This is a genomic window from Comamonas sp. AG1104 (genome assembly GCF_003350425.1).
In the GTDB taxonomy this organism is placed as follows: Bacteria; Pseudomonadota; Gammaproteobacteria; order Burkholderiales; family Burkholderiaceae_C; genus Comamonas; species Comamonas testosteroni.
This window is the reverse complement of record NZ_QQAS01000005.1, coordinates 272,313-298,394: the sequence shown is the minus strand read 5'-3', so window position 1 is coordinate 298,394 and position 26,082 is coordinate 272,313. Positions and strand designations below refer to the sequence as shown.

Below are 26,082 nucleotides of genomic sequence, written 5' to 3'. Positions count from 1 at the left end.
CATGAGCGCTCAAGCCTGCTTGAGTGTGCGATCCTTGCGCAGCAAGCAGGAGAGGGCGCTCAGGCGGTGCTTGCGTTTTTTTCTGAGCCAGCGTCTTATTTCTTTCGCCTGATCCGGAGAAGGGATGAGGCGCGGGTTCTGCCTGACCAGGCTTTCGCTGACAGCAAAGTCATTCAATTCGCCAAGCGGCTGCTGGATTTTCTGGAGCCGCTTGAGCAGGCGGCGATGGTCTGCGGGCAGCAGGGGCTCCAACAGCTCCAGCAGATAACGTGTTCTCTTGCCGGCTTTTCGGACATCGTGAAAGGCTTCAAGGTCTGGCTTGCCGGCGGTGATCGCCCGCTTGATGCGTCGACGCAGCTGTCTTGCTGATTGTGCAACCCTGACTTTTGCATGAGATCGCTGCCGCGGCTGGCCGGACCCAGGGCCCAAGCTTGCCGAAGCTTGCGCCAGAGCTTCCTGCAAGCGAGCCTGTATGTGAGGGGGGGAAAGTATTTCCCGGCCAGCCTGCATAGCGGATTCGCGGGCGGCCGATATGGCAGCAATGCCGGCTGCGCTGCATTTGTCGTTACGCCTCAGCAGCTCGATCAGGATGTCGTAATCGCGGACCATGCCTGCTGCGCAGGCTATCGATTTCAGGCTGCTGCGCTGCAGTGCATACTTTCTTGCCTCCATCAGAGGTCGGTAAAGCCACCACAGCGTCAGCAGGGTGCGCAATGTGACGCGCAACTGATGAATTCCCTCGACGGCAGGTGCTCTGGCAATGTCCCAGGCCTGTTCGACTGCAGAGTCGACAAGCGGGGATGCGATAGCTGAAAACGCCTCTGCGGCGTCTGGTTTGCCTTTGCCCATATGAACTCCCGGGGCCGTTGTCATGAGGCTGCGACAGGCAGTGACACACGATGCGGTGCGGCACACGCAAGTGTTCGCCACAGTGTGCCATGTTCCGTGTCTCAGGCTGTATGGGGCTCGTTCCTGAATTGCGGCAGTTGCGCGTCCAGATCGGTGGCGGCTCGGATTGCGAAGGGCCTGAACATGCGCCTGAAGATCAGGCTATGGCAGATGGGCGACGAACACGGCCAAGCTCAAAGCCGGCTCCTCACAGATGTCATCCGGCCCGGCCTGACCCCACTCGGCATTGAGCCAGTCCTTGTTGACAATATCTGCGGCAATGGATGCAAGCTCCGCCCCGGGCTCGATGGCGCAGCCGAAAGGCAGCCGGCCATGCGCGGCGGATACAAGACTGAAGCGTAGCTGCCTGGTCTGTGCCTCATGCCAGCAATAGAAAAGCATGGGTACATTTCCACTCAATTGCTTTTGTCTGGCTACCAAGACCTGCCCGATGAAATCGGCAAGGGCTTCTGCGGTGATGCCCAGGGACTCCTCATCGTCCGGAGAAAAGCACCATAGATTGGACGATGCTTCGTGGTTGATGTCGATGGCATCGACGACGATCTCGTCATTGCGCGCCATGGACAGCCATCTGCTTAATGTCGGCGAATCTTTCATGGGGTTTGTGGGGTGCGGAGCCGTAGAGGCTTGTCCGTGGGATATGTGTGATGGCGTTGTGCCGAAGAGGCGACTGATGAATGTATCCAAGAAAGCCTGGTAGCCAGCCGCGGTGACGAGGACTAAGCTTGCTGCCTCTATCTCAGGAGTCTCTTATGCCACAGACCATTCGACTGCACCGTGTCATCAAAGCTCCGCCCGAACGCGTCTATAGGGCCTTCACGACCCCTGAGGCCATGGTCAAGTGGCTGCCTCCTCACGGTTTCGCGGCGCAGGTGCATGAATTTGACGCACGTGTGGGAGGTCGATACCGCATGAGCTTCATCAATTTTTCCGCCAACAGCAAAAACAGCTTTGGCGGTGAGTTTCTGGAGTTGGTGCCGGGCCGGCGCATACGCCATACCGATCGATTCGAGGACGCCAATCTGCCCGGCGAAATGATCACCACCGTCGATCTGAAGGAGGTCTTTTGCGGCACCGAGTTGCATGTGGTGCAAGAAGGCGTTCCTGACATGATTCCCGAGCAGGCCTGCTATCTGGGTTGGCAGGAATCGCTGCAACTGCTGACTCTTTTGGTGGAGCCGACCATTCCTGACGGAGCGTGAAAACGACGCAGAGCGCGACATTGACGGGCTGAGGTCAATGCATGGCGTGATCCATGTGCCGGCGGTCCAACAGAGGAGCAGAAACAAAAAAGCCCGCTTTGCAGCGGGCTGTCTTGTTTGCAAGCTCTGGTTTTGCTTGCGATGTTTGGTAGGCGCGATTGGACTCGAACCAACGACCCCCACCATGTCAAGGTGGTGCTCTAACCAGCTGAGCTACGCGCCTGTCGTCGATGGGATGAATTCTAGCAGCGGAAAAATGGTGGTTTGGGCAAAGTCGCGACTTTTTTGCGCCTGAGGCTAAATTTTTTCAAATCCGCCAAGCGGCTCAAGGCTTGGCGGGGCGCTGCTGATTCGCTACTAAACTTTGATGTGTTTTTCATCCATTGAATCGGCAACCCCATGACAAAAGCACAAGCAGGCATTCTGGCGTCTCTTCCTGAACAGGGGCGCTATGTTTTCTTCACTCTGGCCGGTGCAGGTGCAGATTTGCAGAACAGTCTGAAGAAATTGCAGACCAGTGTTGACGGTCAGCAGGTAGTGGCGGGTCTGGGCCTGCAGCTGCTGCAGCAACTGGACAAGAAACTGCCGCTGATGCACGAGTTCCCGCACTTCAAGGGCCCGCAGTTCGAAGCACCCAGCACACCTTATGCGCTGTGCCTGTGGCTGCGCGGCGATCAACGCGGTGAGCTGATCGCCCTGACGGCCAAGCTGACAAATTTGCTGGCGCCGGTCTTCAAGCTCGATCACATCGTGGATACCTTTGTGCACCAGCGCTCGGACAACGGCCATGGCCGCGACCTGACCGGCTATGAAGACGGCACCGAGAACCCCGAGGACGATGAGGCCGTGGCAGCCGGCATTGCGGCAGAACTGGGGACAGGTCTGGACGGCTGCAGCTACTGGGCTTTGCAGCAGTGGGAACATGACTACTCGGCCTTTGACGGCATGAGCACCACGGAGCAGGACCATGCCGTGGGTCGCCGTCGCAGCGACAACGAGGAGCTGGACGATGCCCCTGAGTCGGCCCATGTCAAGCGCACCGCGCAGGAGAGCTTTGAGCCGGAAGCCTTTGTTGTGCGACGCTCCATGCCCTGGTGGAGTGTCAGCCCGCAGGGCAGTGATCGCAGCGGCTTGATGTTCTCTGCCTTTGGCTGCAGCTTTGACGCTTTCGAGGCTCAAATGCGCCGCATGCTGGGCATGGATGACGGCATCAGTGATGGACTGTTCCGCTTTTCCAAGCCGTTGACAGGCTGCTATTTCTGGTGCCCGCCGGTTTGCGGCGGCAAGCTGGATCTGACGGTGCTGGGTCTCCAGGCCTGAGAAATGGCCTGAGGGCAAAGAAAAACGGGCCATCTGGCCCGTTTTTTCATGTGACGTCATCACCAAAAGGGAATGGCGATGGCCTCTTAGTTGGCCTTGCCTGCGCTGGCCGAGGTCTGGGTGGCAAACGTGATTTGCGACAGTCCTGCGTGGCGGGCCGCTTCCATGACGGTCACCACCGACTGGTGCGGGGAGTTGGCATCGGCGCTGATGATGACCACGCTGTCATTGCCCGCTGTTGCTGCACCGGACAGGGCGGCAGCGACGGAGGAGACACTGCGGTCATCCACGCCTTGCTTGTTGACGGAGTAGCGGCCGTCGGCGGATACGCCGACGATGATTTCCTTGGGGCGATCGCGTTGCTGCTCGGTGTCGGCCACGGGCAAGGTCAGCTGCAGCTCGGTGAACTTGCTGTAGGTGGTGGAGAGCATCAAAAAGATCAGCACCACCAGCAACACGTCGATGAAGGCGATCAGATTGATCTCGGGCTCATCGCGGTGACGAGGACGGAAGTTCATGGTGGATGCGTTCCGCTTATTGCTTGGCAGGCTTGAGGCGACCCAGATGGCGCACGAACTGCTCGGACGCCAGTTCCATGCCCAGCAGATAGCCGTCTACACGGGCGCGGAAATAGCGCCAGAAGATCAGCGAAGGAATGGCCACCATCAGGCCGAATGCCGTGTTGTAGAGCGCAATCGATATGCCGTGGGCGAGCTGGGCGGGGTTGCCGGCGCCGGAGCTGGCTCCGGGCTGGGAGCCGAAGATCTCGATCATGCCGATCACCGTGCCCAACAGGCCCAGCAGAGGCGCGGCCGAGGCAATGGTGGCCAGGGCGCTCAAATACTTTTCCAGCTTGTGGGCGGCAGCGCGGCCCGCGCCTTCCATGGCCGATCGCAGCTCTTCCTCGCTGCTTTCGGGATGTGCCTGGCGGGTGCGAAGACCGGTGGCCAGAACCTCACCCAATACCGAGCTTTGGGCCAGTTGCTGGGTGGTTTCAGCGCTGGGCAGGTGCTTGGTGGAGACCGAAATCGCTTCATTGAGCAAATTGGTCGGCGCGACCTTGCTGGCTTTCAGCGAGGCAAGGCGCTCAAAAATCAGGGCCAGGGCCAAAATCGAGCAGGCAATCAAAGGCCAGATAGGCCATCCTGCGGCTTGTATGATCGACAGCAACGTTGCTCTCCCTCGTCGTTCAGAAATTGCAGCCGACGATTATGACCCACTGCCGTGCCGCTGCGACCCGTTTTTACAGGCCTCATGCAGCCGGCTTGAGCCAGCGCAGCAAGATCGTGAGGCAGCTCTTGAACTGCACGGAGCTTGGACAGGCAGAGCTGGCACCAAGAGCTTGCGATTCTTTGCGAATGCTTTCGCATATAGCACAGAAATCTGTGGATAACTTTGTGATCTAGTTGCTATGCCCGGCAATTATTTGCTTCGCTCTAAAGGCTTGTTACGAGTTTGACACCTGTGTGAAGCCTTATAAATTGTTTTAAATCAATAAGATGGATGATGTTCTTCATGTGCTGCTTAGGATTTTTCTGGCTTTGTCGCCAACAGGGCTGGATGCCGACATCTGTGGAGAATCCGGCTCGCGTAAGACCTCGCTGACACCGCATGAATTCACTGTTTGAACGTCCAAACCCAGCAGCGACGCCGCATGTGTGGGAAGTTGGCGCGCTATGCCACGCCATTGGCGATGCCTTGCAGGCGCGCTTCAATCCGGTGGCGGTGCGCGGAGAGCTCAGCGGCTTTTCGCGCGCTGCCAGCGGGCATTGCTATTTCAACCTCAAGGACGCGAGCGGGCAGATTCGCTGTGCCATGTTCCGTCGTTCGGCCGAGCAGGTCGGTTTCTCGCCGCGTGATGGCGAACTGGTCGAAGTCAGGGGGCGTCTAGGCGTCTACGAGCAGCGTGGCGATCTGCAACTGGTGGTGGAGAGCATGCAGCGAGCAGGGCAGGGAGCCCTGTTCGAGCAGTTTCTGCGCCTCAAGGCCCAGCTGGAGTCCGAGGGGCTGTTCGACCCTGCGCGAAAGAGGCCAATGCCGCCCTTGCCGCGCGGCATTGGCCTGGTCACTTCCCTGGGAGCGGCCGCCTTGCACGATGTGGTGACGGCGCTGCGTCGCCGCGTGCCGCATATCCCGGTGGTAATTGTTCCGGCCTTGGTACAGGGGCCCCAGGCGCCGCAGTCGCTTGTGCAGGCGCTATCAAAACTGTATTGCCTGGCGCAAGAGGGAAAAGAGGCAAGCGGCAACTTGCGTGTTGAATCTGCACGGCAGCCGGTGATAGACACCATCTTGCTGGTGCGCGGTGGCGGCTCGCTGGAAGACCTATGGGCCTTCAACGACGAACAGCTGGCGCGCACCATTGTGCAAAGCCCGGTGCCGCTGATCAGCGGCGTGGGTCACGAAACCGACTTCACCATTGCCGATTTTTGCGCCGACCTGCGCGCGCCCACGCCCACGGCTGCGGCCGAGCTGGTAGCCCAGCCGCGCGAGGTCTGGCTGGGGACTCTGGGTCTGATGCAGGATCGTCTGGACAATGCCGTGCAGCGTGTGCTGGATCGCCAAGCCCAACGCCTCGATATCGCGGCCCAGCGTCTGGGCCGGCCCAGCGAGCAACTGGCGCGCAACCAGCTGCAGCTCAGCCGTCAGGCGCAGCGCCTGCGTCATGCCATGCTATTGAAACTGCAGCGGCTTGCGCAGAACCAGCAAGCGCTACAGGTCAATTTCCCCAATATCTTCCAGCGCAATCTGGAGCAGCAAAAGCAAACGCTTGATCGTATCGACCTGCGCTTGCAACTGCTGGATCCGCGCTTGGTGCTGCAGCGCGGCTATGCCTTGCTGACGGATGAGCAGGGAAGGGCTGTGACCCAGGTCAGGCAAGCCGTTCCGGGGACGGCGTTGAAGGCTCAGTTGTCGGATGGGGCAGTGGATGTGGTGGTCACTCAGCCGCGTCTGCTTTGATGCTCGCCAGCCACAAGCTGGCCGCAAAACACCCGCACGCTAACCGGGTTCTTCATCAGAACTCTTTTGCAATCGGCGCAGGCAATGCAACAGGGTCCAGTGTTCATGCGCTGTAAGCCGTGAGCGCATGCTTTTGGCTGCGTGCGCAATAGTCCTGATGAGTGGCGCGCAGCCTCTCAGTTCTTTCTACAATGGTTCGGTTAGTGCAATACTTGACGTCTGTAGTACAGCAATGTGCCGGTCGGCACAGCGGTCACCGCTCAGACGCCTTGGCACTGGACGGCCCCCAAAAATTTCAACCACGAGGAAAACCATCATGGAACGCACTCTGCCCCCCCTGCCATACGCTATCGATGCACTGGCTCCGTTCGGTTACAGCCAGGAAACCCTGGAATTCCACCATGGCAAGCACCATAACGCCTATGTGGTGAACCTGAACAACCTGCAAAAGGGCACCGAATTCGAAAACATGGATCTGGAAGAAGTCGTCAAGAAGTCTTCCGGCGGCATCTACAACAACGCTGCCCAGATCTGGAACCACACTTTCTTCTGGAACTGCATGACCCCCAACGGCGGAGCAGAACCTACAGGTGCTCTGGCTGATGCCATCAATAAGAAGTGGGGCTCCTACGCCGAGTTCAAGAAGGCTTTCGTGGCTTCCGCTGCCGGCAACTTCGGTTCGGGCTGGACCTGGCTGGTGAAGAAGGCCGACGGTTCCGTGGACATCGTCAACATGGGCGCTGCCGGTACTCCCCTGACCACCGCCGACAAGGCGCTGCTGACTGTGGACGTGTGGGAACACGCCTACTACATCGACTACCGCAACCTGCGCCCCAAGTTTGTTGAAACATTCCTGGAAAAGCTGGTGAACTGGAAGTTCGCCGAAGCCAACTTCGCTGCCTGATCACGGCAATACGTCATCAGGTCTGTGGCTGCATGGCTCGGATCTGATCGTTGGCAAAAACCTCCGCAAGGAGGTTTTTTTTATGCCTGTCTGCTGAGAATGAGGATCTATAGGTCTCCAGTTTTGATGGGAAAGTGCAGGCGGCTATGTTTTTGATGACCTGTTGATGCATGGGAGAGACTGGTATGGAGGAGTGTGAAGGCCTGGGCAATCAGGCAGTTCCCGGGCTAATGGAGGCAGGCGCTCGCATGCCCGTGTACTTTCTCTGCCATGGCGCCGGCCCCTGGCCCTGGGTGCCCGAGATGCACGACTGGCATGCGCTGATGGCAGAGGGTTTGCGCAATATTCCGCTCCAACTGGCGCGCAGACCCAGGGCCGTGTTGCTGCTCTCCGCCCATTGGGAGGAGCCGATTTTCACCGTACAGAGTGCCGCCCATCCTGGCATGCTGTATGACTACAGCGGCTTTCCGCCGCACACCTATGACCTGCATTACCGTGCTTCAGGATCGCCTGAGCTGGCAGGCCGGGTTCAACAGTTGCTGGCGCAGGCTGGGGAAGACGTGCGGGCAGACAAACAGCGCGGCTACGACCATGGCATGCTTGTGCCCATGGCGGTGATCTATCCGCAGGCCGATGTGCCCGTGCTTCAGCTCAGCCTCCGCAGCAATCTGAACGCCGCACAACATCTGGCCGTGGGACGTGCGCTGGCTCCGTTGCGTGACGAGGGAGTTCTCATCATTGGCAGCGGCTCCAGCTATCACAATATGCGTAGCTTCGGCCCCGTGGGGCGGGCGCCTTCCAAGCTGTTTGACGATTGGTTGGCCGAGACCCTGATGCAGATGACACCTGCCGCGCGAAGCCAGCGGCTGGCCGCTTGGGAGCGGGCCCCCGGCGCGCGCGTGGCGCATCCGCGGGAGGAGCATCTGCTGCCGTTGATGGTGGTGGTGGGGGCGGCCGAGCAAGACCAGGCCCGCCGCATTTACTTTGAAGAGGCCTTCATGGGCTCGGCCACGCTGTCCAGCTACTGCCTTGAGGCCGGGGCGTAGCTCAGAGCTCCACTGATTCTTGCTCGTCCAGTGGGCCATTCAAAAATTCTTCCCTGTCATCGTCAATCGAGTCGGCGGACGCTTGAAGATAGGCTGAGAAGCTGGGGGCGATCCAGCAGATTTGGTCGGGGTCGTGCGCATAGGCAATGATCTGGCCGCGCTGTCCTTCAGGACCGGGATGATGATCGACCATTAGCACGATGTCGCCATAGAAGCTGGCAAACGGCTGCCAGCCGGCGTGCCACCAGCGCCCGCTCAGGCGAGGGTCCTGGGATGCGTGGCCGGCCAGATCCCACATGCGCTGGGCTCGATTTTCCATGCGGAGTGCCAGGGCCATGGCCTGCGGTGGCGTGAGAAGGTCCAGTGCATCCACAAAGCCTGGCCGCTGAAACAGGGGCTGAGTGCTGTCGGCGCTGCTGCCTGCAGTCAGGCGCCAGAATGAGGTCAGATCGGTATCCAGAGGCCCCAGCGCGGCTGCCAAAGCGGCCAGATCCTGTTCGCTGGCCGGCGGCATGGGGTGAAAGCGTAGCTGGAATGCGGCATACACAGCCTGCAAATGCGCAAGATATTGGTCAGGTGTCATGGCGGGAGGCACAGTACTCGGAGGTAAGTGAATTGGACAGCGAAGTCGGGCTGACAGAGGGTGTTGGGGAGTGACTGTTTGGGTACAAAGTGTGGATCTTTGGATTGTCAGCGCAGTAAATCCGCGGTCTTTGCCTCATGTCTGCACTCCTTGGACCAGAGGTGTCCATTGTGTTGCATTGACCAGTTGAATCCACAGGCGATAGTGATCTGCATAGCGCCACTGGCGTATTTGCTTTTTTTGCGTGATGCGTATTTGAAGCACTTCTTGTGTGCTTGGCCTTCAGTCTGATGTCGGAAACTATAAGGACGGTAGTTGCTTTTGGGTTTCGACCTTTGAATGTCATCTAAACAAAATAGATGCCCGACTCGACGCTTTCAAATTCGAGAGCTTGCAACCTCGTATGGGGTCGGAAGTGATATTGTATTCAGCTATGAAATTACGAAGTGCAGAGTCAAAGGAGCAAGGCTTGCAATCGCCTGATTACTTTGATCGCTATAGATTATTATTTTCCGGCTGTCGTCATTGAATTTTTTAAAAAAAGATTTCAGGTGTATATATGCACCGCATGATTCTACTGTCTTGAAAAATTATTGCTGATGAAAATACTTGTTTTCTTGTTATTGGGGGCGTACTTTCAAAGTAATGGATTATATTGAAAAGGAGGAGCTATCCCGTGATTGAGATTTTCTGAAATCTTCGGCCCATTTCTGGAAATCACTGGAAGGCATGGGTTTAGCGATATAGTAGCCTTGTGCAATATCACAGCCAAGCTCCTTGAGCAGATCCCAGTGCTCTTTGGTCTCCACACCTTCGGCAACTGTCTTCCGTCCGAGATCATGCATGAGATCAATGGTTGAGCGGACAATCGTGGCGGAATCACGATCGCGATGCATTGCAGAAACGAATGACTGGTCTATCTTGATATAATCTACTGGTAGTTTTTGTAGATAGCTCAATGAGGAGTATCCTGTTCCAAAATCGTCCACATAAAGAGGAATCCCCGCATCGCTCATCTCGCTCAGTGCTCGTAGAGCATATTCAGCATGCTCCATTACGGTGCTTTCCGTAATCTCAATCTCCAATAATCCTGTTGACACAGATCGTTCTGAATGCCATTGGCGATACTTGGCGAAAAGCTGTTCATCTCTGAAGTTTCGCGCGGAGAGATTGATTGCAATAGGAACAGCACAACCTTTTGCCTGCCAGCTCTGCAGTAGGTCAAGGGCAGCGACAATGACCCATTCCGTCAAAGGCTTGATCAAGCCTGTTTGCTCAGCCAAGTCGATAAACAATCCGGGAGGAATCAATCCTTTAAGCGGATGCATCCAGCGTACCAAGGCCTCTGCTCCACAGATTTGCCCGGAGGAAAAATCAACTTTGGGCTGTAAAAATAGTCGCAGCTGGTTGCCTGCAATGGCTCGCCGAAGCTCCCCTGCCATGGTCAAGCGACCCGCTTGATTTTTCTGATGCGAAGGATCAAATACGCACTGGCTCAATCCGCGGGCTTTGGCTTGATGGGTGGCCTTTCCCATTTGACGCAGTAGTTCATCGGCAGTTGTGCCGTGTTCGGGAAATAAAGCGATGCCAACTCTTGCGCTGACATCCAATTCAATATCTGCGATCGGGAAGGGGCGGGAGATGGTTTTTTCCACCTCTTCGGCCAAAGCTACGGCAGAACCTCTATCCAAAGTGGGCGCTAATACTGCAAATTCGTCTCCGCGTAAACGCGCGATATGTGCGGAATCAGGAATACTATGTCTTAGTCGCTCTCCGAAGTCTCTGAGAATCTGGTCCCCATTAGAGAAACCTAGCACTTCGTTGATTTCTCGAAGACGTTCAATATTGAATTGCAAAGCAGCGATTGGTTCTGGGTGTGGGGAGCTTCCCTCAATTTTCGCCGTCAGAACTTCCCTGAATTCAATTGAATTGGGTAGTCCAGTCAAGGGATCATGGCGCAGCATATGATTCATCTCTGCTTGCACACGTTGTTGTTCTAAACGTGTTCGAAGAATGGAAATCCCAAAAGCCAGATCGTCCGCTGATTCAGTCAGCAATGCGATTTCATCTTCGCCGAACGCGTCTGGTTCGGTGTCATAAATGGAGAGTGCGCCAATGACTTCGCCCTCTACCAATAAAGGGCAAGATACGCCTGATTTCAGTTCACCAAGCTTGTCGTGCCATCGAGCATGGTTGGAATCCATGCGCATGTCGCCGACAAATTGAACCTTGCCGCTGCGAATTGCGCTAGACGTCAGACTTTGGCCCAGCTCCGTATCGGCTGCTATGAGTCCCAGGCTGCGAAGTGCTTCTATGCCGCCTGGATAATTGCACTCGGCCATCGGGTGTAGTTGTTGATCTGGCTCGTCACCCGAATACCAGACGGCAGCCATGCCATAGCCTCCTGCAGCCACGATGGCTCGGCACATGTTTTCAAGCAGACTCTGTTCTTCACTGGCACGTAACATGGTGCGATTACCGGCGCTCAAGGTTCGCAGTCCGCGGCCAATGTGCTCTAACTCATGCACTCGTTGTTCAAGTTCCCCATTGAGCGTCTGGATACGTTCTTCATAGTGCTTGCGCTCGGTAATATCTGTGCCCAATACGTAGTAGCCAGCAACCGTTCCATCGGCTTGATGTTTGGGAACATACTGAATGGTTTGCCAAACTCCTGGAAAGGGCTGCCAATCATATGTTTGCGGCTCTCCTGCGAGAACCTTGCTGATCAAGTCATTGGCAACAACATAGCGTTCCTCTCCGAGGATTTGTCTTACCGACTCACCCGTGATGTCTTCACGGTCAGGTGCAAAGCACTGACGATACTGAGTGTTGACGTACTCGTAGTGCTGTTGTGCATTAACGTAGGCAATTAGCGCCGGAACGGCGCTGATAACGTTGTGCAAATGACTTTGAATCTCATGCCATTGCACGGTGCGTTGGTGTACGTCGGCTTCAAGTGACGCATTTTGCTCACGGATGATCCGTTGTGCCTTTCGCTCCAGAGTAACGTCCCGAAAGACTAATACAGCACCTCGCAGTTGACCCTTGGAATCGCGGATGGGGGCGGCGCTATCAGAAATTGGTCGTTCGGTGCCATCTCTGGCAATGATTGAGGTGTAATCGGCAAGTACCTGCACTTCCCCGGTGGCTAGCACCGTTGCCACAGGAATGTGAGCAGGCTCACGGGTCTGCTCATGGATGATATTGAATACTTCCTCGATAGAACGGCCTTGAGCTTCATTAATGCTCCAGCCTGTGAGATGTTCGGCCACTGAATTCATGCGGGTGATTCGCCCTTCAGTGTCTGTTGCAAGTACTGCATCGCCGATCGAGTGCAAGGTAGTCACAAGGCTTTCTTCATTGTCAGCCAGAGCACGCTGACTGGCTTCGGTTTCGCGCAGTTGTCGTCTTATCAGAAGATAGGAGGAGCCCAGCAGCAAGATAAGTGCTACAGCGACCAATGCTCCAGCCGTCACCAGCTTATGACGCGCTTGCTTGTGCTCTGCCTCTTCCAGGGCGAGTCGCAGGCGCGCCTCGGTATCCATCTCGCTCAGCAATTCATAGGTGCGCAAACGCGTGGCCGCAAGCGTAGTTGCGGCAGCAAATGCATTTGCTGCCTTCTGACCTTGGGTATTGCGCAATTTTTCAATTTGGCGTGCAGCTGCCATGCGCTGATCAATGACTTTACGCAGCTCTGTCCAGCGACGTTGTTGATCTGGATTGTCGATCGTTAGCTGCCGTATTTTTTCCAGCGCAAGCTCTCTCTCAGCCATCGCCGCATTTCGCTCGGCAATATGCTCAGCATTACCTGTCAGACGGAAATTTTGAGTGGTTAGCTCAGATTGGAGAGAGTAGCCTCTGACGCGATCTATATTGTTGAGCAACTGGTGTGCATGTGTCACCATTTGGGCTGCTTTGGCAGCATCATTTGCGACTTCCCACGTCGATAGTGCCATCGCGATCACCACCAGCGCGGCTGCTCCAAATGCAGTGACAACCTTAGATTCGAAACTAGACCTCCGCACCATAGAACGCGCTCCTACGCTAGATGCAGGCCGCTACAAGCTATTTTTCACTTGCCGCGGGCCTAGGCTGACATCACCATCCATGCAAGGGCTCCAGACACTCCATATAGGAGGAATGTGCAGGGTCTCGTAAGCATGCAAGCTGAGGGATACAAGCTCAAATATACAAACTATATGCGCTTTGTTTCATTTGTTGTCATTGGTTCACATTGCGGAGGGCTGGAAATTTGCGAGATGTTGTGCGTTGGTTGGTCCTGGAGCGTCCGTTTGCTAGTTCGGCGTAGCAATGTGATATTCAGTATCCAGCAGATAAATAACATTCTTTTTCAGCATCGTTGATACGATCAAGACGCATTACACGGATGCTGAGTTCAAGTGGCTGCGAATTTTTACGGTGGAGCCCTCAACAAGAGCTCGCTTTTTTCTTTTGAATTCTTGAGCCATATCAGTTTGGAGAACGTTATAGAAACGCCCGGCTTTGAATGAAGACTGAGCAGTTTTCAGGAGTGGTGTTCGACTAGGGTTCGGCACACGAAAGCGAGCTAGGCTGTCGCTGCATCCGGCTTCCTCCTGAGCGACTTGATCTTCTCGGGCTGGTCAAATGGCTTGAAGTTTCTGGACTTGGGCCGGAAGCCCTGCTTGGGCATGTGAGCAAGCCCCTTGTCGCAGCCCGCTGAATGTGGCCTTGCTCACCGTGGCTGTGAACCTATCAGCGGTATATCTGTGAATGACAGGCGACGCTTACACCGAGCAGCTTGCTTGGGCACAGATGGCTCGATACGGTGGGGCACAGTCGCAGGGAGGCCGAAGACTATAGTGTGTCGCTCGTGTAGGAGCAGTACTAACTGACGGCTGAAAAGCCCAAGGAAATCAAAGACAAGGCCGTCATCAGCATCAACGACCGGATTCTGCAATCCGGGCATGCTTCAAGGACTTTGAGATGGAAGCCCGGCGGCAGGAGTGCGCGGTTGGCGGCGACGCGAATCAGCGCGAACGTGGCGAATTGGCGATTTACAACTGGGCCAAGAGTGAGGAGCCTCCGGGGCAGTGTTGAAAGAATCGCCAGTGGGCGAGGAAGACCGGTCGCTGCGGCAGTCGGGAGAAATAAAAAGTGGCCGCTAGGGCCACTTTCAAATCTCAAACTGAGAACGATCTTGATCTTTGATCCAATTCGGAGGCTTTCCTCGACCGGACCAAGTCTGGCCTGTGGCTGGGTCACGATATTTGGGGGCTACAGAGCCAGTCTCGCGCTTTTGTTTTTGCTTGGCGGCAGGGAAGACATCATCCTGTGTCAGCCCGAAAGCCTCGATCAAGCCTTTGATTTTTTGCACCGCGTCTGCGACTTCAGTCTTGCGGGCGGCAGCAATCTGCTGCTCAAGAGCCTCGCGTTGCGCCAACAAGTCCTTATAAGAATGTGTACTCATCTAAAAGAGGTCCTATGTAAAGTTATGAACCAGCACTAAAGGGATGCACCCATACATGAGATACGTCGTTTATGCAGTTGGTTCACTTTCAGTCGAAAGTGACCGCGTACATTGTGTCTTGGTTTGAGGTCCGTCAACTCCAAAAGCTCAGGCGCACACAAAAAATAAGATGAGCTTTAGAGACAAGCAGACAAGCAGATACTGAAGCGTCTCGTATTGCACGACGTCTTATTCAAAGGTATGGAGCGATTGGCTAGGTGTGACCAGAAGCCATCCTATTGAGTGCTTGCAAAGCATTCGTTCGGTGCTCGCGGTAAGCCGACTTGAGCCGCTCAGTCAGAAGTGACCCATATGGCTTTGCAGGACTCCTTTTTTAGCAGAAACCTACAGGGCAGCTAAAGGCCTGTTCTCGCCAGTGCTCCCGGTTGGAGGTCAACTGGTCAACGCATCCATCGTCAATGGAGACTGGTCGAAGGGTGATAAAACAACACATTCGAGTACGTGATCGCTTGCCAATTTGTCAGCCTTGGTGTCAAAGCCTGTGCTACTTTGTGCCAAAGATCGCGCAAATTTGTGCCAAAGGCCGCGCAACGTGTGGGGGAGTGACCGCTTTGGCACAGAGGTAAGGGTTGAAAAAATTCGGATTCGCTAATACTGGTGAGGGTTTGCGGGCGATTTGTACGCGTGGGGAGTGTTGCCGTGCTATGGCACGGACTGGGCCAACCCAGGGCATAAAACGGCTCAAATGATCCGAAAATGGCCGGAATGGTGCTACAGCGGAATTTCTGGATTCTCTTGTACGACGGGCGTTTAGGAGCACGCTTGGCTGTACGGCCTGGAAAACTTCACTATTCCAAGGTCGGAAGTGTTGAGGTCCGAATGCGTTTTGCTGCCGACCTCAAAATAACTATTGAAAACAAGTAGATACTTGGATCTACCTCAATCTTCAAAACTGTCCACCTCGCGAGAGGTTGGAAGTTCCAATTTTTGGGGTCTATTGATCACTTGCGCTGCGGAGAAGCCTCCAGCGCGGCAAAGCCAGGGGTGCTTATTGGGACTTAGCTAGCTTACAAGCGGTGCCGGTAAGGATCGTCCTTACATGATGGCGCATCTAAGGCTGCGACTCAGTGCGATCACAAGCCCTTTGTGAGAGCATTTTCCACCACTAGGTGCTCTCAGCTGAGTACGCTATGGAAATCTCCAGCTGCCATGTTCGTCAGCTAGCTTTGGTCCGAGCACAGTGACTTGACTTCAGCAATAGCGGCTATTCGGGAAGCTAACTTCTGGTCTCTTAAAAAGTCCTGCCGCCTTTACTCTTGGTTGTCAACAGAAAAATAGGCTATCCTCTTTGAGAGTGGACGCAAATTGTCACTTCTAGAACTGAAACTCAATTTATACCAAGGAACTACTAAGATGGACTTCATAACCACCGGCATCATTGCAAGCACTGCCTATGACCTCTTAAAAATGGGTCTGAAATTGACTGCTAAAACAATTAAAGATCGTTTAGGGACTTGGATTAAGGATGATGTAATTGCTGTGGCCGTATCTGAGGAGCTGACCAAGCTGGGTATCAGTGACGAAATGAGCGAAAAATCCATTGAAAGACACCTTGAGCAGTCTGTTGAAATATCAAGGTTGATTCAAACAATTAATGCATCTTCAGCGGTTGTTGCACCTTCAGCGATTACCAGTGTTTCTCAGGTGCATAGCGGTAGTGGGGATAATGTTGCTGGAAATAAAATTTCTGCGTGATCTAATTTGAGGTAGCGAAATTGAGCATCATTAATCAGACTCATAGTGGCAGCGGAGATAATGTTAGGGATAAAATATACATAGATATAAAGTCGCTGGCTCCGGATGATTTGCGTGCTCCCATGGAGATGGTATTCGAAAGTCTGAGAAAGAAAGACCGTCCAACTGCTATGATTCAGATGGCAGTTTTGAAGACTATAGCTCAGAGAGATCCTGAAAATGCTGCATTGGCAGAGGTTATATCCATCTATGGTGAACTAGTCGAGGATGATGCTCATAGCAGTGCTTGGGGAACAGTTTCAAGAATTGCAGCCTCATCTAGAAATGAAGTTGTTAAAGACGTGTGTTTGGCTGCTCTGCTAAAGCTGTCTTACAAATCAGAGCGTGAAGATGCTGCAAAAGAATACTACATAAAAGAATCAGATCCTGGACCGTATGCCAGAGAGGCATTTTTGCGTTTATATGCCAGTGAAGCAGATTTGGACGATGCCGCTCTGGCATTTTATATTTTAGAGGGGGAACTGACAGGCGCAGTAGAAGGTGCTTTTCGATTAGGATTGGTAGAATTAGCTGAGCGTTTGGCGAAGAGACTTGATAAGGAGTATAAGTCTTATAACTCTAAAGTGCTGCTTGTAATGGCAAGCGCGTTTGCACTAAATAACGATGTCGTTAAATGCCATCTCTGGTTCAGCTTGCCGGGGGTTAAGCAAAGCGTTGACACTCTTACTTCGAGGGTCGTAGAGCTTCTTGAGATATCAGAGGGTGCAGATGAGCGTCTTTATAACATGGCTTTTCCGATCTTTATTACTTATCAAGGATTGGCGCCAGAAGGTTTAACCAAAACCCTGAATAAATATTTGACGCATTTAGAATCAATTAATTCTGAATGGGCGGCCAGACTGAAGGCTGAAAATGGGGACTATAGTTCTTTAGAGTTTTGGCAGAGAGATTTAATAGGTTCTAAAAATAATAAACAGAAAAGAAGCCTCTGGTGTATAGATTTTCTTGAAAAAGATAATTGTACGCCGGAGTCTGTAGTTTTATTTAGTCGTATTGCAACTCCATCAGAGATCGAAGAGTGGCTATCCAGGTCAGTAGCCATTGATGGAGCTTCTGCAATGGAGTCTGAATTTTTGCGAGTTTTAGTTTATGCCTCTTTCCCAGGAGAGAAATTTGAGGTTTTCTCTGAGAGGCATACGCTTGATAAGCATGTAGAAGAGTTGTTGATTAAATGGAGTGTTGATTTTTCAAATATCAATGCAGCGCTGGTATTCGAATTGGCAGAAAAACTCTTAATTGCTAAACTTCCACACAAAGCGCTGAAATTAACGTCTAGATTGATTCCAAGGCATGAATTATGGCCATCGCCATTTATTCTTTCTTATTTGAGAATATTGCTGGAATCTGAGCAATACAATAGCTTTGATGAGCTTGTGAATAGGGTTTCAGAATCGAATTCTTCACCCGGTTTAATGAACTTCAAATCACTGAAGGCTGAAAAGATGGGAGACATTTCATCTTCTATCCAGATTTGTGAAGAAGCAATTGCGTTGGCGCCAGAGGTTCCATATGGATGGTACAGAGGGAGCTATCTACGTATCCGCTTCCAAGATGAGATCGAACAGCGAGCATTTCATAAGAGAATACCGGATTCTGTACTGCAGAACCGTTCGCGGGAAGTAGTCGCGATCCTAAGCTATCTCGCGAATGCCGGGGATTTTAAGCGGGCAGAATCAATCTGGGTTAAGTGGTTTGTTGAGGATCCGAAGGGATGTGCTGTTGAATTGGTGAACTTCCATTTAGGGCAGACTATGAATGGCAAGGAGCCATTTGAAGTTTCACCTGGTTTAGAACAATGCTTGGCAGCTTTCCAGTATGAGCAAGACGGTAAAACTGTAGTTCGGCTCATTGTTGATAATAATCAGGAATCAAGTGAATACACACTGAAGGCTTCCAGTCAGTTGGCAACGCTATTGCAAAGTTCCCCTTTGGAAAATCGTATATCCTTGGGTATGGTCTCTTATGAGGCAATAGAACGTATTCCCCCATATGTGGCATGCGTACGAATTGCCATGCAACTTAGACATAGACAAAATGACGGTAGTGATAGTTTTGCGATGCTGAAACTGCCTTCTGATTCTAATGAAATTATTTCTTATTTGGAAGATAAATTCGGCAGAAATTCAACAAGAAGGCAGCGGAATGAGATTCTGGATGTCCCCATTTATATGCACGGGAATTTTTCATATCCGAGAGAATCATTAAAGGCTGCATTGAATTCCTGGACTGACACTAGAGTTTCCAAGTCATCATTCTTGGCCCTTGGTAATGCTAGGGCTGGTGCAGTGGTTCTTGACGCCTATGGTATTGGATTTTTGGCCCTCACAGACCTCGCGCAGGACTTCCTGGATATTGGAGTTTCTTTTATTCTGCCATTTAGTACAAGAGAGGTATTAAGTGATGAAGTCCGAAGACTTTCAGATGAGAAGTTCATGACGCTCGATGTGGATGATAACGGTAGACTGGTTCGTACCACAGCGTTGGATCTTAAAAACCATAGTGCACATATACTTTCGTCACTGCGTTTGATTTTGGAGAATTCCTCTGTCGCTTATCCAGTTTCGCACGATACGCCGGGAGATCTCTATTCTGTAAAGGATGCAGTAGATCATACTGTGTATGATGCGATGAAGCTGTCGTTTGCTAACGATATCCCATGGTTGTGCATGGATAGCGTTTTTGCAGCACTTCATCACTCTAAGCAGTATCCTTTAGCAAATGTGGATTCTCTTGTGTTGCAGGCTGGAAATATAAGGCCGTTCGATATTGAGCATAAGCGGCATGGATTGTTGCTATTCGCATTCAAGGCTATTCCACTGCCGATATCTTTTTCCGATATCTATCATCTGGCCGCTAGCACGAATACTATTGCTGGATATATTTTAGATAAAATTATTCAGAACCATGGAAGTCATATATTTGTTGGTAGTGGGAGGCTAGTTTTTCTTCTTGATATGATCTGTGTTCACCTTCAAGCACGAATTATTGCTGATGACAATCCATGGTCGGCATATGCTGAATACTCACCTTGGAAACATTACACGGAACAAATCTTCAATCATGGATTGCGATTTTTTTTGATGAAATATGAGGGAGGGACCGCTGAATATCGATTGGCTATAGCAATGAAACATATAGCATCAGAATGCAGCTTCTCACCAGTTTTAATAAGATTTATTATTAATAAATTTGTTGAATTTGCTCGTGGTCATTTTATGAATTTTGATGCCTTTCAAGAGAATTATCGATCTATTGTGAGCAAGGGGGAAGGAGACTTAAAAAGTAATAATGAAAGAGCAGCGATCTTTAGTAGCTAGGAGGATTAAATTATTTTATTCTTAATTGTAGAACTTTCAGAATATCTAAAGGTGAATAATTCATAGGTAAAAAATAGGTGAAATTACATTTCCTTGGCGGCTACTTTGGGGTGTGAGCGGATAGGTCCATTTTTATGTGTTTTATTTCGTTGCGCATACTATGAGAATTCTGTCTAATGCAAAACGCCCAACCAAGGATGGTTGGGCGTTTTTTTGTGGAGCAAGGCGGGATTAAAAGAGTGCTCGTTGCCTCCTGTCGAGCGGGGCTGTCACTCCCATGCTGGCCACAATGCGAACGACTTGCCCCTCTGTAAGACCATATTCGGCGGCGATTTCTCTGGCGGTCTTGTTGGTCGCATAGCCAGCAGCGATCCGCGCATTGCGCACGGCCTGGAGCGCTCTTTCCGCCTTTGGCAGTTGGAAATGAGGCAGACCTCCGTATTCTTCTGCCAACTTTAAAAGCGCATCTGTGCCAATGACTGCGGCATAGGGGTGATCTTCGGTGACGCGCTCTGGGGTCGGGAAGTAAACCCGCAGCCCACCCCATTTCTGAACCAGCGCCATGGTGGCCTGCAGACCTACCAGGCGCTCAAACTCTTGCAGCAGCGGCGGCAGCAGGTCGATGGGAACTGTAAAAGTCTGGGTCATTTCACCTGTGCCTGACGCTTGGCCCGGTCAAGCATGGACTTCAGTGCTTCAATGACCGTGCTGGCCTGGGCGGTTGGCAGAAACTTCACATCCGACACCTCAGTGCCAATCGTTCGGTCCACGAAGGCAAGCAGGGCGGTGGGACTGCCGTCACGCAGACCGCCTGCTTCATTGAGCTTCTTCCAGAGCCACTTGATCTTCTCAGGCTGACCAAAGGGTTTGAAGTTGCTGGACTTGGGCTGAAAGCCCAGCTTGGCCATGTGAGCCAGCACCTTGGCACGACCCGCCGCGTCCAAATCCGCAGAACTGGCGACCCCCGTAACTTCAAATAGGTGGAAGCGGTAGTCATCCTCCGTCCAGCCCAGAGCGGTGCGCCCCTGATGGATGTGGCCCAGCTCGCGACGGCGCTGATCTTTTGCAGCAAAAGGCGAGGTGTGAGCAACAAAGCGGGTCATATCGCCTCCTTTAAACGTCCGTAGGGCCGATGGCTTTCTTGATGCAGCAGCTCAAGACATGGCCGTTTCCAAGATTGATGTCCAGGGTGTTGCCGTTCTGGCAGTTCAGACCGATGACCGTACGCAGGGTGAAGTCCACGATCTTGGTGGTCTGCGCCAAGGGCAGTGATTTGGCTCCGTCGCTGGTACAGACGGAGTGAGCGACATCGGCAGTAGAGGCAAAGCGGGTAGTTGTCATACGGCAGCCAGATCCAGGTTGATGGCGTCAAAAGCGCCGGTGGTTTCATTGCGCTTGTAGAAGCGGATATAGGGCTTGGTGCTGGCGACCTGGATGCTGTCTGAGATGGCTTTCATGGCCGTTTGCCAGTCTTCGTCTTTGATGTCCAAACGGCGCAGGCCCAGCACGCGGCCTGTGTTGATCAGGCCTTGCTTGTCGACCTGGAAGGCATCGGAGACCAGAACTTTGATGTTGTCGTTGGCTCCTTCGGCCCAGCGCGTCACGCACTGGTCGATCAAGGACTTGGCCGCCTGGAGTTGCTCGCCAAAGGTGATCTGGTCCTGCATCTGGCGCACGACCTTCAACTTGCCGTCAAACGTCATGAGCGTGAAGTTGCCCTTTGTGCCGCGAACCTTGACCCCGTATTGCTCCACGCTGGTTTCCACAAAGGCCGTGACGTCGCCCATGGAGTCCAGCTTGAACTTGGCTAGATCCTTACTCCTGGCCTCGGCCTGGGTGCACAGGTCGCGCACCAACTGGTCGCGCAGCTTGTCGATGTCGGAGACCTTGGTTTCGGGGACCAGGTCACCTTTGGCGTTTTCCCAATAGCCTGCGGGGATCTCGGGAAGAGAGATTTGCTGATTCATACGTTCTTTCTGGTGGTGGTGATTGGCTGGTCAAGGAAACACAGAGCGCATCTCGGCGTAGCCGGTGATGGCTGCGATCAAGAAACCCAAGGCCATGAGGAGCACAAAGATGAAGAGCGTCAGGGCCACCTTTTCCCGGCGAGACATGGGGGCTGTGCTGGCGTGCTCGATGGTCCAAGCAGGCAGAGGGCGCTGTTGGGGTCGATTGGTCTTAGGCATGTTGGTGTTCTCCTTTGAGCAGTTGAGACAGGCGTTCGCGGTGCATATGCGTGAAGTCGGAGTAGTCGTCTGCGGCGCAGGCGATGGCATAGCGGCGGTCGATGCTGTAAGCGCGCATCAGCCTCCTTGCGCGGCGTTTGATCCAGCCCAAGGGAGGGCGGTGGTAGTCGGCCTCGCTCATGGGCAGCGCAAGGCCAATCACCAAGGGCAGGCAGCCGTCTTTAACGAGGTGATGCATGGCTGACCTCCTGGATATGGGTAATGGGGATGACCTTGCGGCCACCTCTGATCTGCAGAGCGCGAGGCACGGGTGGAGCGCTGGCCTCCCGGTGGCTGCATTGACGGCAGGCTTGCCAGTGCTGCATGTCGCGGGGGCTGGATGTGGGCGCATCACGGTGGGCAAAGGCGCGGCATTGCTCTGCAGTGATGACCTGGTCGTCGCCACTGGCCTCGGCCGTGAGGTGTGGGCAGGTGTAGCGACCGAAGGTGTGAATCACCTTTTCTGCAATGCGGTCGGTCTTGGCGGTGCCGTTTCCGTAACAGCCACTCGCATTGAGCACCTGGCTCAGAGCCGCTGCGCTGATGCCGAGCTGGCGTGCTATCCGTGCCCGAACGGATTCAGGGCGCTGCGCACGTTCGAGGAGAATTGCGAACCAAGGCTCTGTCATGTAGCCGGGCTTCATGCAATCACCTTCTTCGCCTTGGCCAGCACAGGTGCTTGGGGGCCGATGTCGCGCTTGAGTACATAGCGCAATGCACCATTGACCCGCTTCTTGCTGACCTCGACCGCGTCGGGGCAGGCCTCGCTCCAAGCCCTGAGCAGGCGACCGATGACAGCCTGTAAATAGACCGTGTTGTCGCCAGCATTGGCCAAGACCGACACCGCGTCGACACTGGTCAGAACAGAGCGAATGCGCAGGAGATTCCACAGGCGTGCAGAGATCTGCTCGGCGACCGTGAGCTTGTTGGGGCGCATCACCGCAGGCTTGCATTTGCCTTCAGCCAGCGACGCATGCAGAGCCGCTTTACAGGTCTGTACTCCCGCAGGGGTCAGCTCCCAGGTAAACCGCTGGGTGGGACAGGGGGCGGCCAGCCTGCGCTGCTCCAGCAGCTTGCAAGCCCTGCGAGCGTCCTTGCCCTCTGTCAGCTCGGGCACGATCTTCTGCAACTCGGCCACCGTGAAGGGCTGCACTGCGTGGGCGGTATAGCGACCCAGAGCGATCAAGGTGGCAGGCATGAACCAGCCGTAAGGCTTCACCGAGGCGGTCGTCATGGCTTGACTCCCTTGCGGCCCAGCGGCTTGCCATTGAATTCTGGGCACAGGGGCAAGCCCTTGATGTGCTCCAGGGTGACCTTGGTCCAGCCATTGGCGTCCGCCCAGGCTTCAAGATTGGCAATGGCGTTGAGCAGCAGCCGCATGCGGCCTTCTGCCTGGGCCAGCATTTCGGGCAGGACTTCTTCGGCAATCTCGACTTCAGCCTTGGCTGCGACCGTGGCCTTGACGTCGGCGAGTGAGATCGGTTGCAGCTCCACCACCTTGGCCACTCGGCTGGCGATGTGGCCGAAGCGGGCCACCTTCATGGGGAAGTGCTCCATGCCGACCAGGAAGCACATGGTGCCGGTCAGGTCGGTGATGTCGCGGATCAACTCCAGCAGGCTTGCGGTGGTGCCCACCAGAAAGTCGGCCTCATCGATGATCACCGGCACCATCTCGACTGCCAGCTTGCCGATGATGCGTGACTGAACCTCAGTATTGCGCCCGGTCTTGGCCAGGCCCATGCGCTCGGCCAGCTCATCGAGCATGGCGCGCTTGGTCCAGGTACTCTTGGCGCGCACAAACACCCAGCCACTGTCTGCTGCCCAGCGCTCGGTCAGCTCGGATTTGCCAATGCCATATCGGCCCTGGACCAGCACCAGGCTTGCCTCGCGGGCACCACGCTTTTCCACCAGCTTTTGGGCTTCGGACAAGCGCTTAAAGTTTTCAGTTTTGACAAAGCCTCGTTTCACAGTACATTTCTCCTGCTCGTATTTCTCAAAAAATCTCTGGCACGCTCTGTGACGGTTGCCGCCGTCACAGAGCACTCTTCAAACCGGGCTCATTGCCCGCGTCGCTCCATCCCAAACCCCGCCCCTCGTAGTAGTCGCGTAGATCTGCATAACTCTCCGATGCCGTGTAGTTGCGCAGCCACGCGCCGTCTGCTTCGGTCCATTGGTCCTGGTTGCGCATGAGCCACTCGTAGCGTTCGCTCGGTCCGTTGAAGAAAGGCCTGCTAGTAGCTGCTTGCGCAGCTGCTTCCGTGGAGGGAGAGTTGATGGCGGAGACAGATGTCTCCACGAAGGAGGGCACCGTCACGAATGGGGTGCTTGGCTCCGGCAGGGAAAGAGGTGTGGTGTCCATGGCTGGACCCAGCTCGCGCAAGGCGGTGTCGATCTGCAGCTCGCGGCGCTTGACGGCCTGGGCCACGCGTTTTTCGCGGGCCATCTGAATGACGGGCTTGGGGAAGTAGTCGATGCGGTTGGCATCCCACTGGGCCTCGCAGACGAACTCACCGCCCAGCGTGTAAATCAACACATAGTTCGGGTTGTGAATGTCGTAGCGCACGCTGACTTCGCGGCCATCGATATCGCGGCGCATCAGGTCCGGTGCCTGGTAGAACTGATTGAAGAACTGCACCTGACCTCGCTTGGCGGTGCGGATCACGCTCGGCATGAACAAGGTGCGCAGCTCCAGCTCCGAAGGCTTCTCCTGCAGAGCTGGGTCAAAGCAGGCGTCAAACGCTTCCATAGGCGTGGGGTGCTTGCCGTCCGTGCGCTTGGGCAGACCGCGATGGCGGTGCTGCGTGTTGTATTCGTGGACCATCACTTCAATGCCGTCCACGAACTGCTTCCAGGTCGGTGCCTTGGGAGTGAGCGCGATGACCTCTCCGGTCTGCTCCGAGCGCTTGATGGCACGCTGCTCCTTGGCTAGGACTGCTGCCACTTTGCGGAAGGTGCCTGCATCAACATCGCCACCCTGAAAGCTTCCGAACTTGCGCGCAGCGTTGATGGCATGGGTCTGCCAGCTGCGCTCAATGATTCCGTGACCTTGTGGTTTGCCGGGCAGGCCCAGGCGGTGATCGATGCCAAGGCGGGCACAGATGCCGTCGATGGGGCAATCCATGGCCTTGGCGGTTTCTCCCGCGCCGTTGTCACCGTAAAGAATGGCAGGAATGCCGTACTGGCTCACCGCGTGGCGCAAGGCATCACCCACCGCAATCACGTTCTCGGACAGGTTGACCGACCAGCCCACGATCAGACGAGTGGCGGCATCTAGCACCACCGTCAACTCTGGCGCGAAGGGGGCACCATGGTCAGGGTGGCGAACCTTGGCTTTAAAGGTGTGACCGTCGATCACAAACACATCGGCAAAAGCCAACATCGAGGTATCGCGGCGTTTAAATGGCAGCTTGGTGTCGCGCTGTGCGCCGGTATGGCGCGACTTGATCAGGGCGACACTGGCTTCGGCAGACTGGCCCAGCTTGTCCAGAACGCGCCGGGCGCGGTGGTACAGCTTGCTCCATTCATCGAAGTCGCGGCCCAGCATGCGGGTGACTTCCTTGGCCGCGCCGCTCAGCTTGCGAAAGCGGTGGTCCTTGCTATGGAACAGACCAAGCACTGCAGCGACATCGTCATCAATATGTGGGGTCGATTCAGACTGGGGAGCAGCGGGCAAGAGTCCAAACCAGCCGTTGCTGCGATGCATGCCTACCCAGCGCTCCAGCGAACGGGCGCTGACCTCACCGCCGCGAGCGCGTTGGTTCGCTTGACGTGCAATGCTCTGTGCCTCGGCTCCAGCTTCGCCTGTGATGATGCGCGCGGCCAGCAACTGGCAGGCTCGGCGCAGGCCATGCAGGGGCACCAACTCAAGCACCAGGTTGACCAAGCGCACACGCGCGTCGGCGACGTCCTTTTCTGCCTGGCTGGGTACACGGCTGACGGTGCAGGGGACTGACGCGGTGGTGGTAGGCGGCAAGAAGCTGCGAACCGGAGGCGTATCCACCACTTCAAGTGCCCTCGCGCCAGCGGCTTGAATCGTTCGGGCAGTTATGGCTGTGCGGGTCTCTTCGGGAAGAGCAGAGCAGTCGTACTCCATGCCGCCGCCACCCTGACGGCCAGGACGTGGGCGATGTGGGATGCTCAAGCGGGTCAGCTTGTCACGCGTTGCTCGCTCAGACATGGCAAAGCAGGGCAGGCCCGCGATTTCTCGGGCAGTGAGCCATGTCATGGGCGGCGCTCCTGCTTGCTTGCAACGCGTAGCGCTTGGGCAGTAGGTTGCGATTCAAGTCCTAGGATAGCTCTAACCTTAGCAACCTGACCTGCCATTCGTTCAGGCCGGTAAATGGGGCGCAGCGCT

General features: G+C 54.6%; 24 protein-coding genes and 1 tRNA gene. 7 read left to right on the top strand and 18 right to left on the bottom strand.

Features of this window, described 5'->3' with window-relative positions; genetic code table 11:
- Positions 1-9 precede the first annotated feature (9 nt).
- Together DFO48_RS15995 and DFO48_RS15990 are read right to left on the bottom strand one after the other, a co-directional pair.
- Positions 10-849 (bottom strand): CHAD domain-containing protein, encoded by an 840-nt coding sequence (locus DFO48_RS15995; protein ID WP_114864058.1) that lies wholly within the window; start codon positions 847-849, stop codon positions 10-12.
- A gap of 201 nt (positions 850-1,050) precedes the next feature.
- On the bottom strand, positions 1,051-1,506 hold the full coding sequence (locus DFO48_RS15990) for a hypothetical protein (protein WP_233506418.1): 456 nt from the start codon (positions 1,504-1,506) through the stop codon (positions 1,051-1,053).
- Between the two features lie 155 nt (positions 1,507-1,661).
- On the opposite strand from DFO48_RS15990, the gene DFO48_RS15985 reads away from it, so the two are divergent.
- Positions 1,662-2,111, top strand: a complete 450-nt coding sequence (locus DFO48_RS15985) for an SRPBCC family protein (RefSeq protein WP_003075762.1) — start codon at positions 1,662-1,664, stop codon at positions 2,109-2,111.
- Positions 2,112-2,257: 146 nt separating this feature from the next.
- Here the strand turns inward: DFO48_RS15985 and DFO48_RS15980 are convergent.
- Positions 2,258-2,334 (bottom strand) — tRNA-Val (locus tag DFO48_RS15980).
- A gap of 176 nt (positions 2,335-2,510) precedes the next feature.
- Between DFO48_RS15980 and DFO48_RS15975 the strand changes: the two genes are divergently transcribed.
- The gene (locus DFO48_RS15975) at positions 2,511-3,431 is read left to right on the top strand and encodes a Dyp-type peroxidase (protein WP_114864056.1); all 921 of its coding nucleotides are present in this window, start codon (positions 2,511-2,513) and stop codon (positions 3,429-3,431) included.
- Between the two features lie 86 nt (positions 3,432-3,517).
- Here the strand turns inward: DFO48_RS15975 and DFO48_RS15970 are convergent, their stop codons facing one another.
- Entirely contained in the window at positions 3,518-3,949 is a 432-nt protein-coding gene (locus DFO48_RS15970) for a biopolymer transporter ExbD (protein WP_003054027.1), read from the bottom strand.
- A gap of 16 nt (positions 3,950-3,965) precedes the next feature.
- Complete coding sequence (locus DFO48_RS15965; RefSeq protein ID WP_114864055.1) at positions 3,966-4,601, bottom strand: MotA/TolQ/ExbB proton channel family protein; 636 nt, start codon at positions 4,599-4,601, stop codon at positions 3,966-3,968.
- Positions 4,602-5,042: 441 nt separating this feature from the next.
- Between DFO48_RS15965 and xseA the strand changes: the two genes are divergently transcribed.
- From xseA to DFO48_RS15945, 3 genes are all read left to right on the top strand, one after another.
- Positions 5,043-6,389 (top strand): exodeoxyribonuclease VII large subunit, encoded by a 1,347-nt coding sequence (gene xseA, locus DFO48_RS15955; RefSeq protein WP_114864053.1) that lies wholly within the window; start codon positions 5,043-5,045, stop codon positions 6,387-6,389.
- 316 nt (positions 6,390-6,705) lie between these two features.
- Complete coding sequence (locus DFO48_RS15950; RefSeq protein ID WP_003054032.1) at positions 6,706-7,293, top strand: superoxide dismutase; 588 nt, start codon at positions 6,706-6,708, stop codon at positions 7,291-7,293.
- A 185-nt stretch (positions 7,294-7,478) separates the two neighbouring features.
- Positions 7,479-8,339, top strand: a complete 861-nt coding sequence (locus DFO48_RS15945; RefSeq protein WP_114864052.1) for a class III extradiol ring-cleavage dioxygenase — start codon at positions 7,479-7,481, stop codon at positions 8,337-8,339.
- A gap of 1 nt (position 8,340) precedes the next feature.
- Here DFO48_RS15945 and DFO48_RS15940 read toward each other — a convergent pair whose 3' ends face one another.
- The 3 genes from DFO48_RS15940 to DFO48_RS15930 all read right to left on the bottom strand — a co-directional run bounded on the left by DFO48_RS15940 (position 8,341) and on the right by DFO48_RS15930 (position 14,371).
- Complete coding sequence (locus DFO48_RS15940; protein WP_114864051.1) at positions 8,341-8,922, bottom strand: SMI1/KNR4 family protein; 582 nt, start codon at positions 8,920-8,922, stop codon at positions 8,341-8,343.
- Between the two features lie 650 nt (positions 8,923-9,572).
- Positions 9,573-12,950: an EAL domain-containing protein gene (locus tag DFO48_RS15935; protein ID WP_114864050.1), complete on the bottom strand. Its 3,378-nt coding sequence runs from the start codon at positions 12,948-12,950 to the stop codon at positions 9,573-9,575.
- Positions 12,951-14,077: 1,127 nt separating this feature from the next.
- Positions 14,078-14,371 carry an H-NS histone family protein gene (locus DFO48_RS15930; protein ID WP_003075778.1) on the bottom strand — a complete coding sequence of 98 codons (294 nt, stop codon included), beginning with the start codon at positions 14,369-14,371 and terminating at the stop codon, positions 14,078-14,080.
- A gap of 1,413 nt (positions 14,372-15,784) precedes the next feature.
- Between DFO48_RS15930 and DFO48_RS15925 the strand changes: the two genes are divergently transcribed.
- Positions 15,785-16,126, top strand: coding sequence for a hypothetical protein (locus DFO48_RS15925; protein ID WP_114864049.1), 342 nt, complete (start codon positions 15,785-15,787; stop codon positions 16,124-16,126).
- Between the two features lie 20 nt (positions 16,127-16,146).
- Positions 16,147-19,503: a hypothetical protein gene (locus tag DFO48_RS25190; protein WP_147282746.1), complete on the top strand. Its 3,357-nt coding sequence runs from the start codon at positions 16,147-16,149 to the stop codon at positions 19,501-19,503.
- 231 nt (positions 19,504-19,734) lie between these two features.
- Here the strand turns inward: DFO48_RS25190 and DFO48_RS15920 are convergent, their stop codons facing one another.
- The 10 genes from DFO48_RS15920 to DFO48_RS15875 form a co-directional block, all read right to left on the bottom strand.
- Positions 19,735-20,151, bottom strand: a complete 417-nt coding sequence (locus DFO48_RS15920; RefSeq protein WP_114864048.1) for a Mor transcription activator family protein — start codon at positions 20,149-20,151, stop codon at positions 19,735-19,737.
- Positions 20,148-20,606, bottom strand: coding sequence for a regulatory protein GemA (locus tag DFO48_RS15915; protein WP_114864047.1), 459 nt, complete (start codon positions 20,604-20,606; stop codon positions 20,148-20,150). Before DFO48_RS15915 ends, DFO48_RS15920 begins: the two co-directional genes overlap by 4 nt.
- Positions 20,607-20,616: 10 nt before the next feature.
- Entirely contained in the window at positions 20,617-20,844 is a 228-nt protein-coding gene (locus DFO48_RS15910; protein WP_114864046.1) for a hypothetical protein, read from the bottom strand.
- Positions 20,841-21,470 carry a DUF3164 family protein gene (locus tag DFO48_RS15905; protein WP_199407010.1) on the bottom strand — a complete coding sequence of 210 codons (630 nt, stop codon included), beginning with the start codon at positions 21,468-21,470 and terminating at the stop codon, positions 20,841-20,843. The genes DFO48_RS15910 and DFO48_RS15905 overlap by 4 nt, the downstream gene beginning before the upstream one ends.
- A 30-nt stretch (positions 21,471-21,500) precedes the next feature.
- Complete coding sequence (locus DFO48_RS15900; protein WP_114864045.1) at positions 21,501-21,689, bottom strand: hypothetical protein; 189 nt, start codon at positions 21,687-21,689, stop codon at positions 21,501-21,503.
- Entirely contained in the window at positions 21,682-21,927 is a 246-nt protein-coding gene (locus DFO48_RS15895; RefSeq protein WP_140401004.1) for a hypothetical protein, read from the bottom strand. Before DFO48_RS15895 ends, DFO48_RS15900 begins: the two co-directional genes overlap by 8 nt.
- The gene (locus tag DFO48_RS15890; protein WP_114864044.1) at positions 21,911-22,372 is read right to left on the bottom strand and encodes a hypothetical protein; all 462 of its coding nucleotides are present in this window, start codon (positions 22,370-22,372) and stop codon (positions 21,911-21,913) included. Before DFO48_RS15890 ends, DFO48_RS15895 begins: the two co-directional genes overlap by 17 nt.
- Positions 22,369-22,962 carry a hypothetical protein gene (locus tag DFO48_RS15885; protein WP_114864043.1) on the bottom strand — a complete coding sequence of 198 codons (594 nt, stop codon included), beginning with the start codon at positions 22,960-22,962 and terminating at the stop codon, positions 22,369-22,371. Before DFO48_RS15885 ends, DFO48_RS15890 begins: the two co-directional genes overlap by 4 nt.
- Positions 22,959-23,657 (bottom strand): AAA family ATPase, encoded by a 699-nt coding sequence (locus tag DFO48_RS15880; RefSeq protein WP_233506417.1) that lies wholly within the window; start codon positions 23,655-23,657, stop codon positions 22,959-22,961. The genes DFO48_RS15885 and DFO48_RS15880 overlap by 4 nt, the downstream gene beginning before the upstream one ends.
- Before the next feature lie 103 nt (positions 23,658-23,760).
- The gene (locus tag DFO48_RS15875) at positions 23,761-25,953 is read right to left on the bottom strand and encodes a Mu transposase C-terminal domain-containing protein (RefSeq protein WP_114864041.1); all 2,193 of its coding nucleotides are present in this window, start codon (positions 25,951-25,953) and stop codon (positions 23,761-23,763) included.
- Between the last annotated feature and the right edge of the window lie 129 nt (positions 25,954-26,082).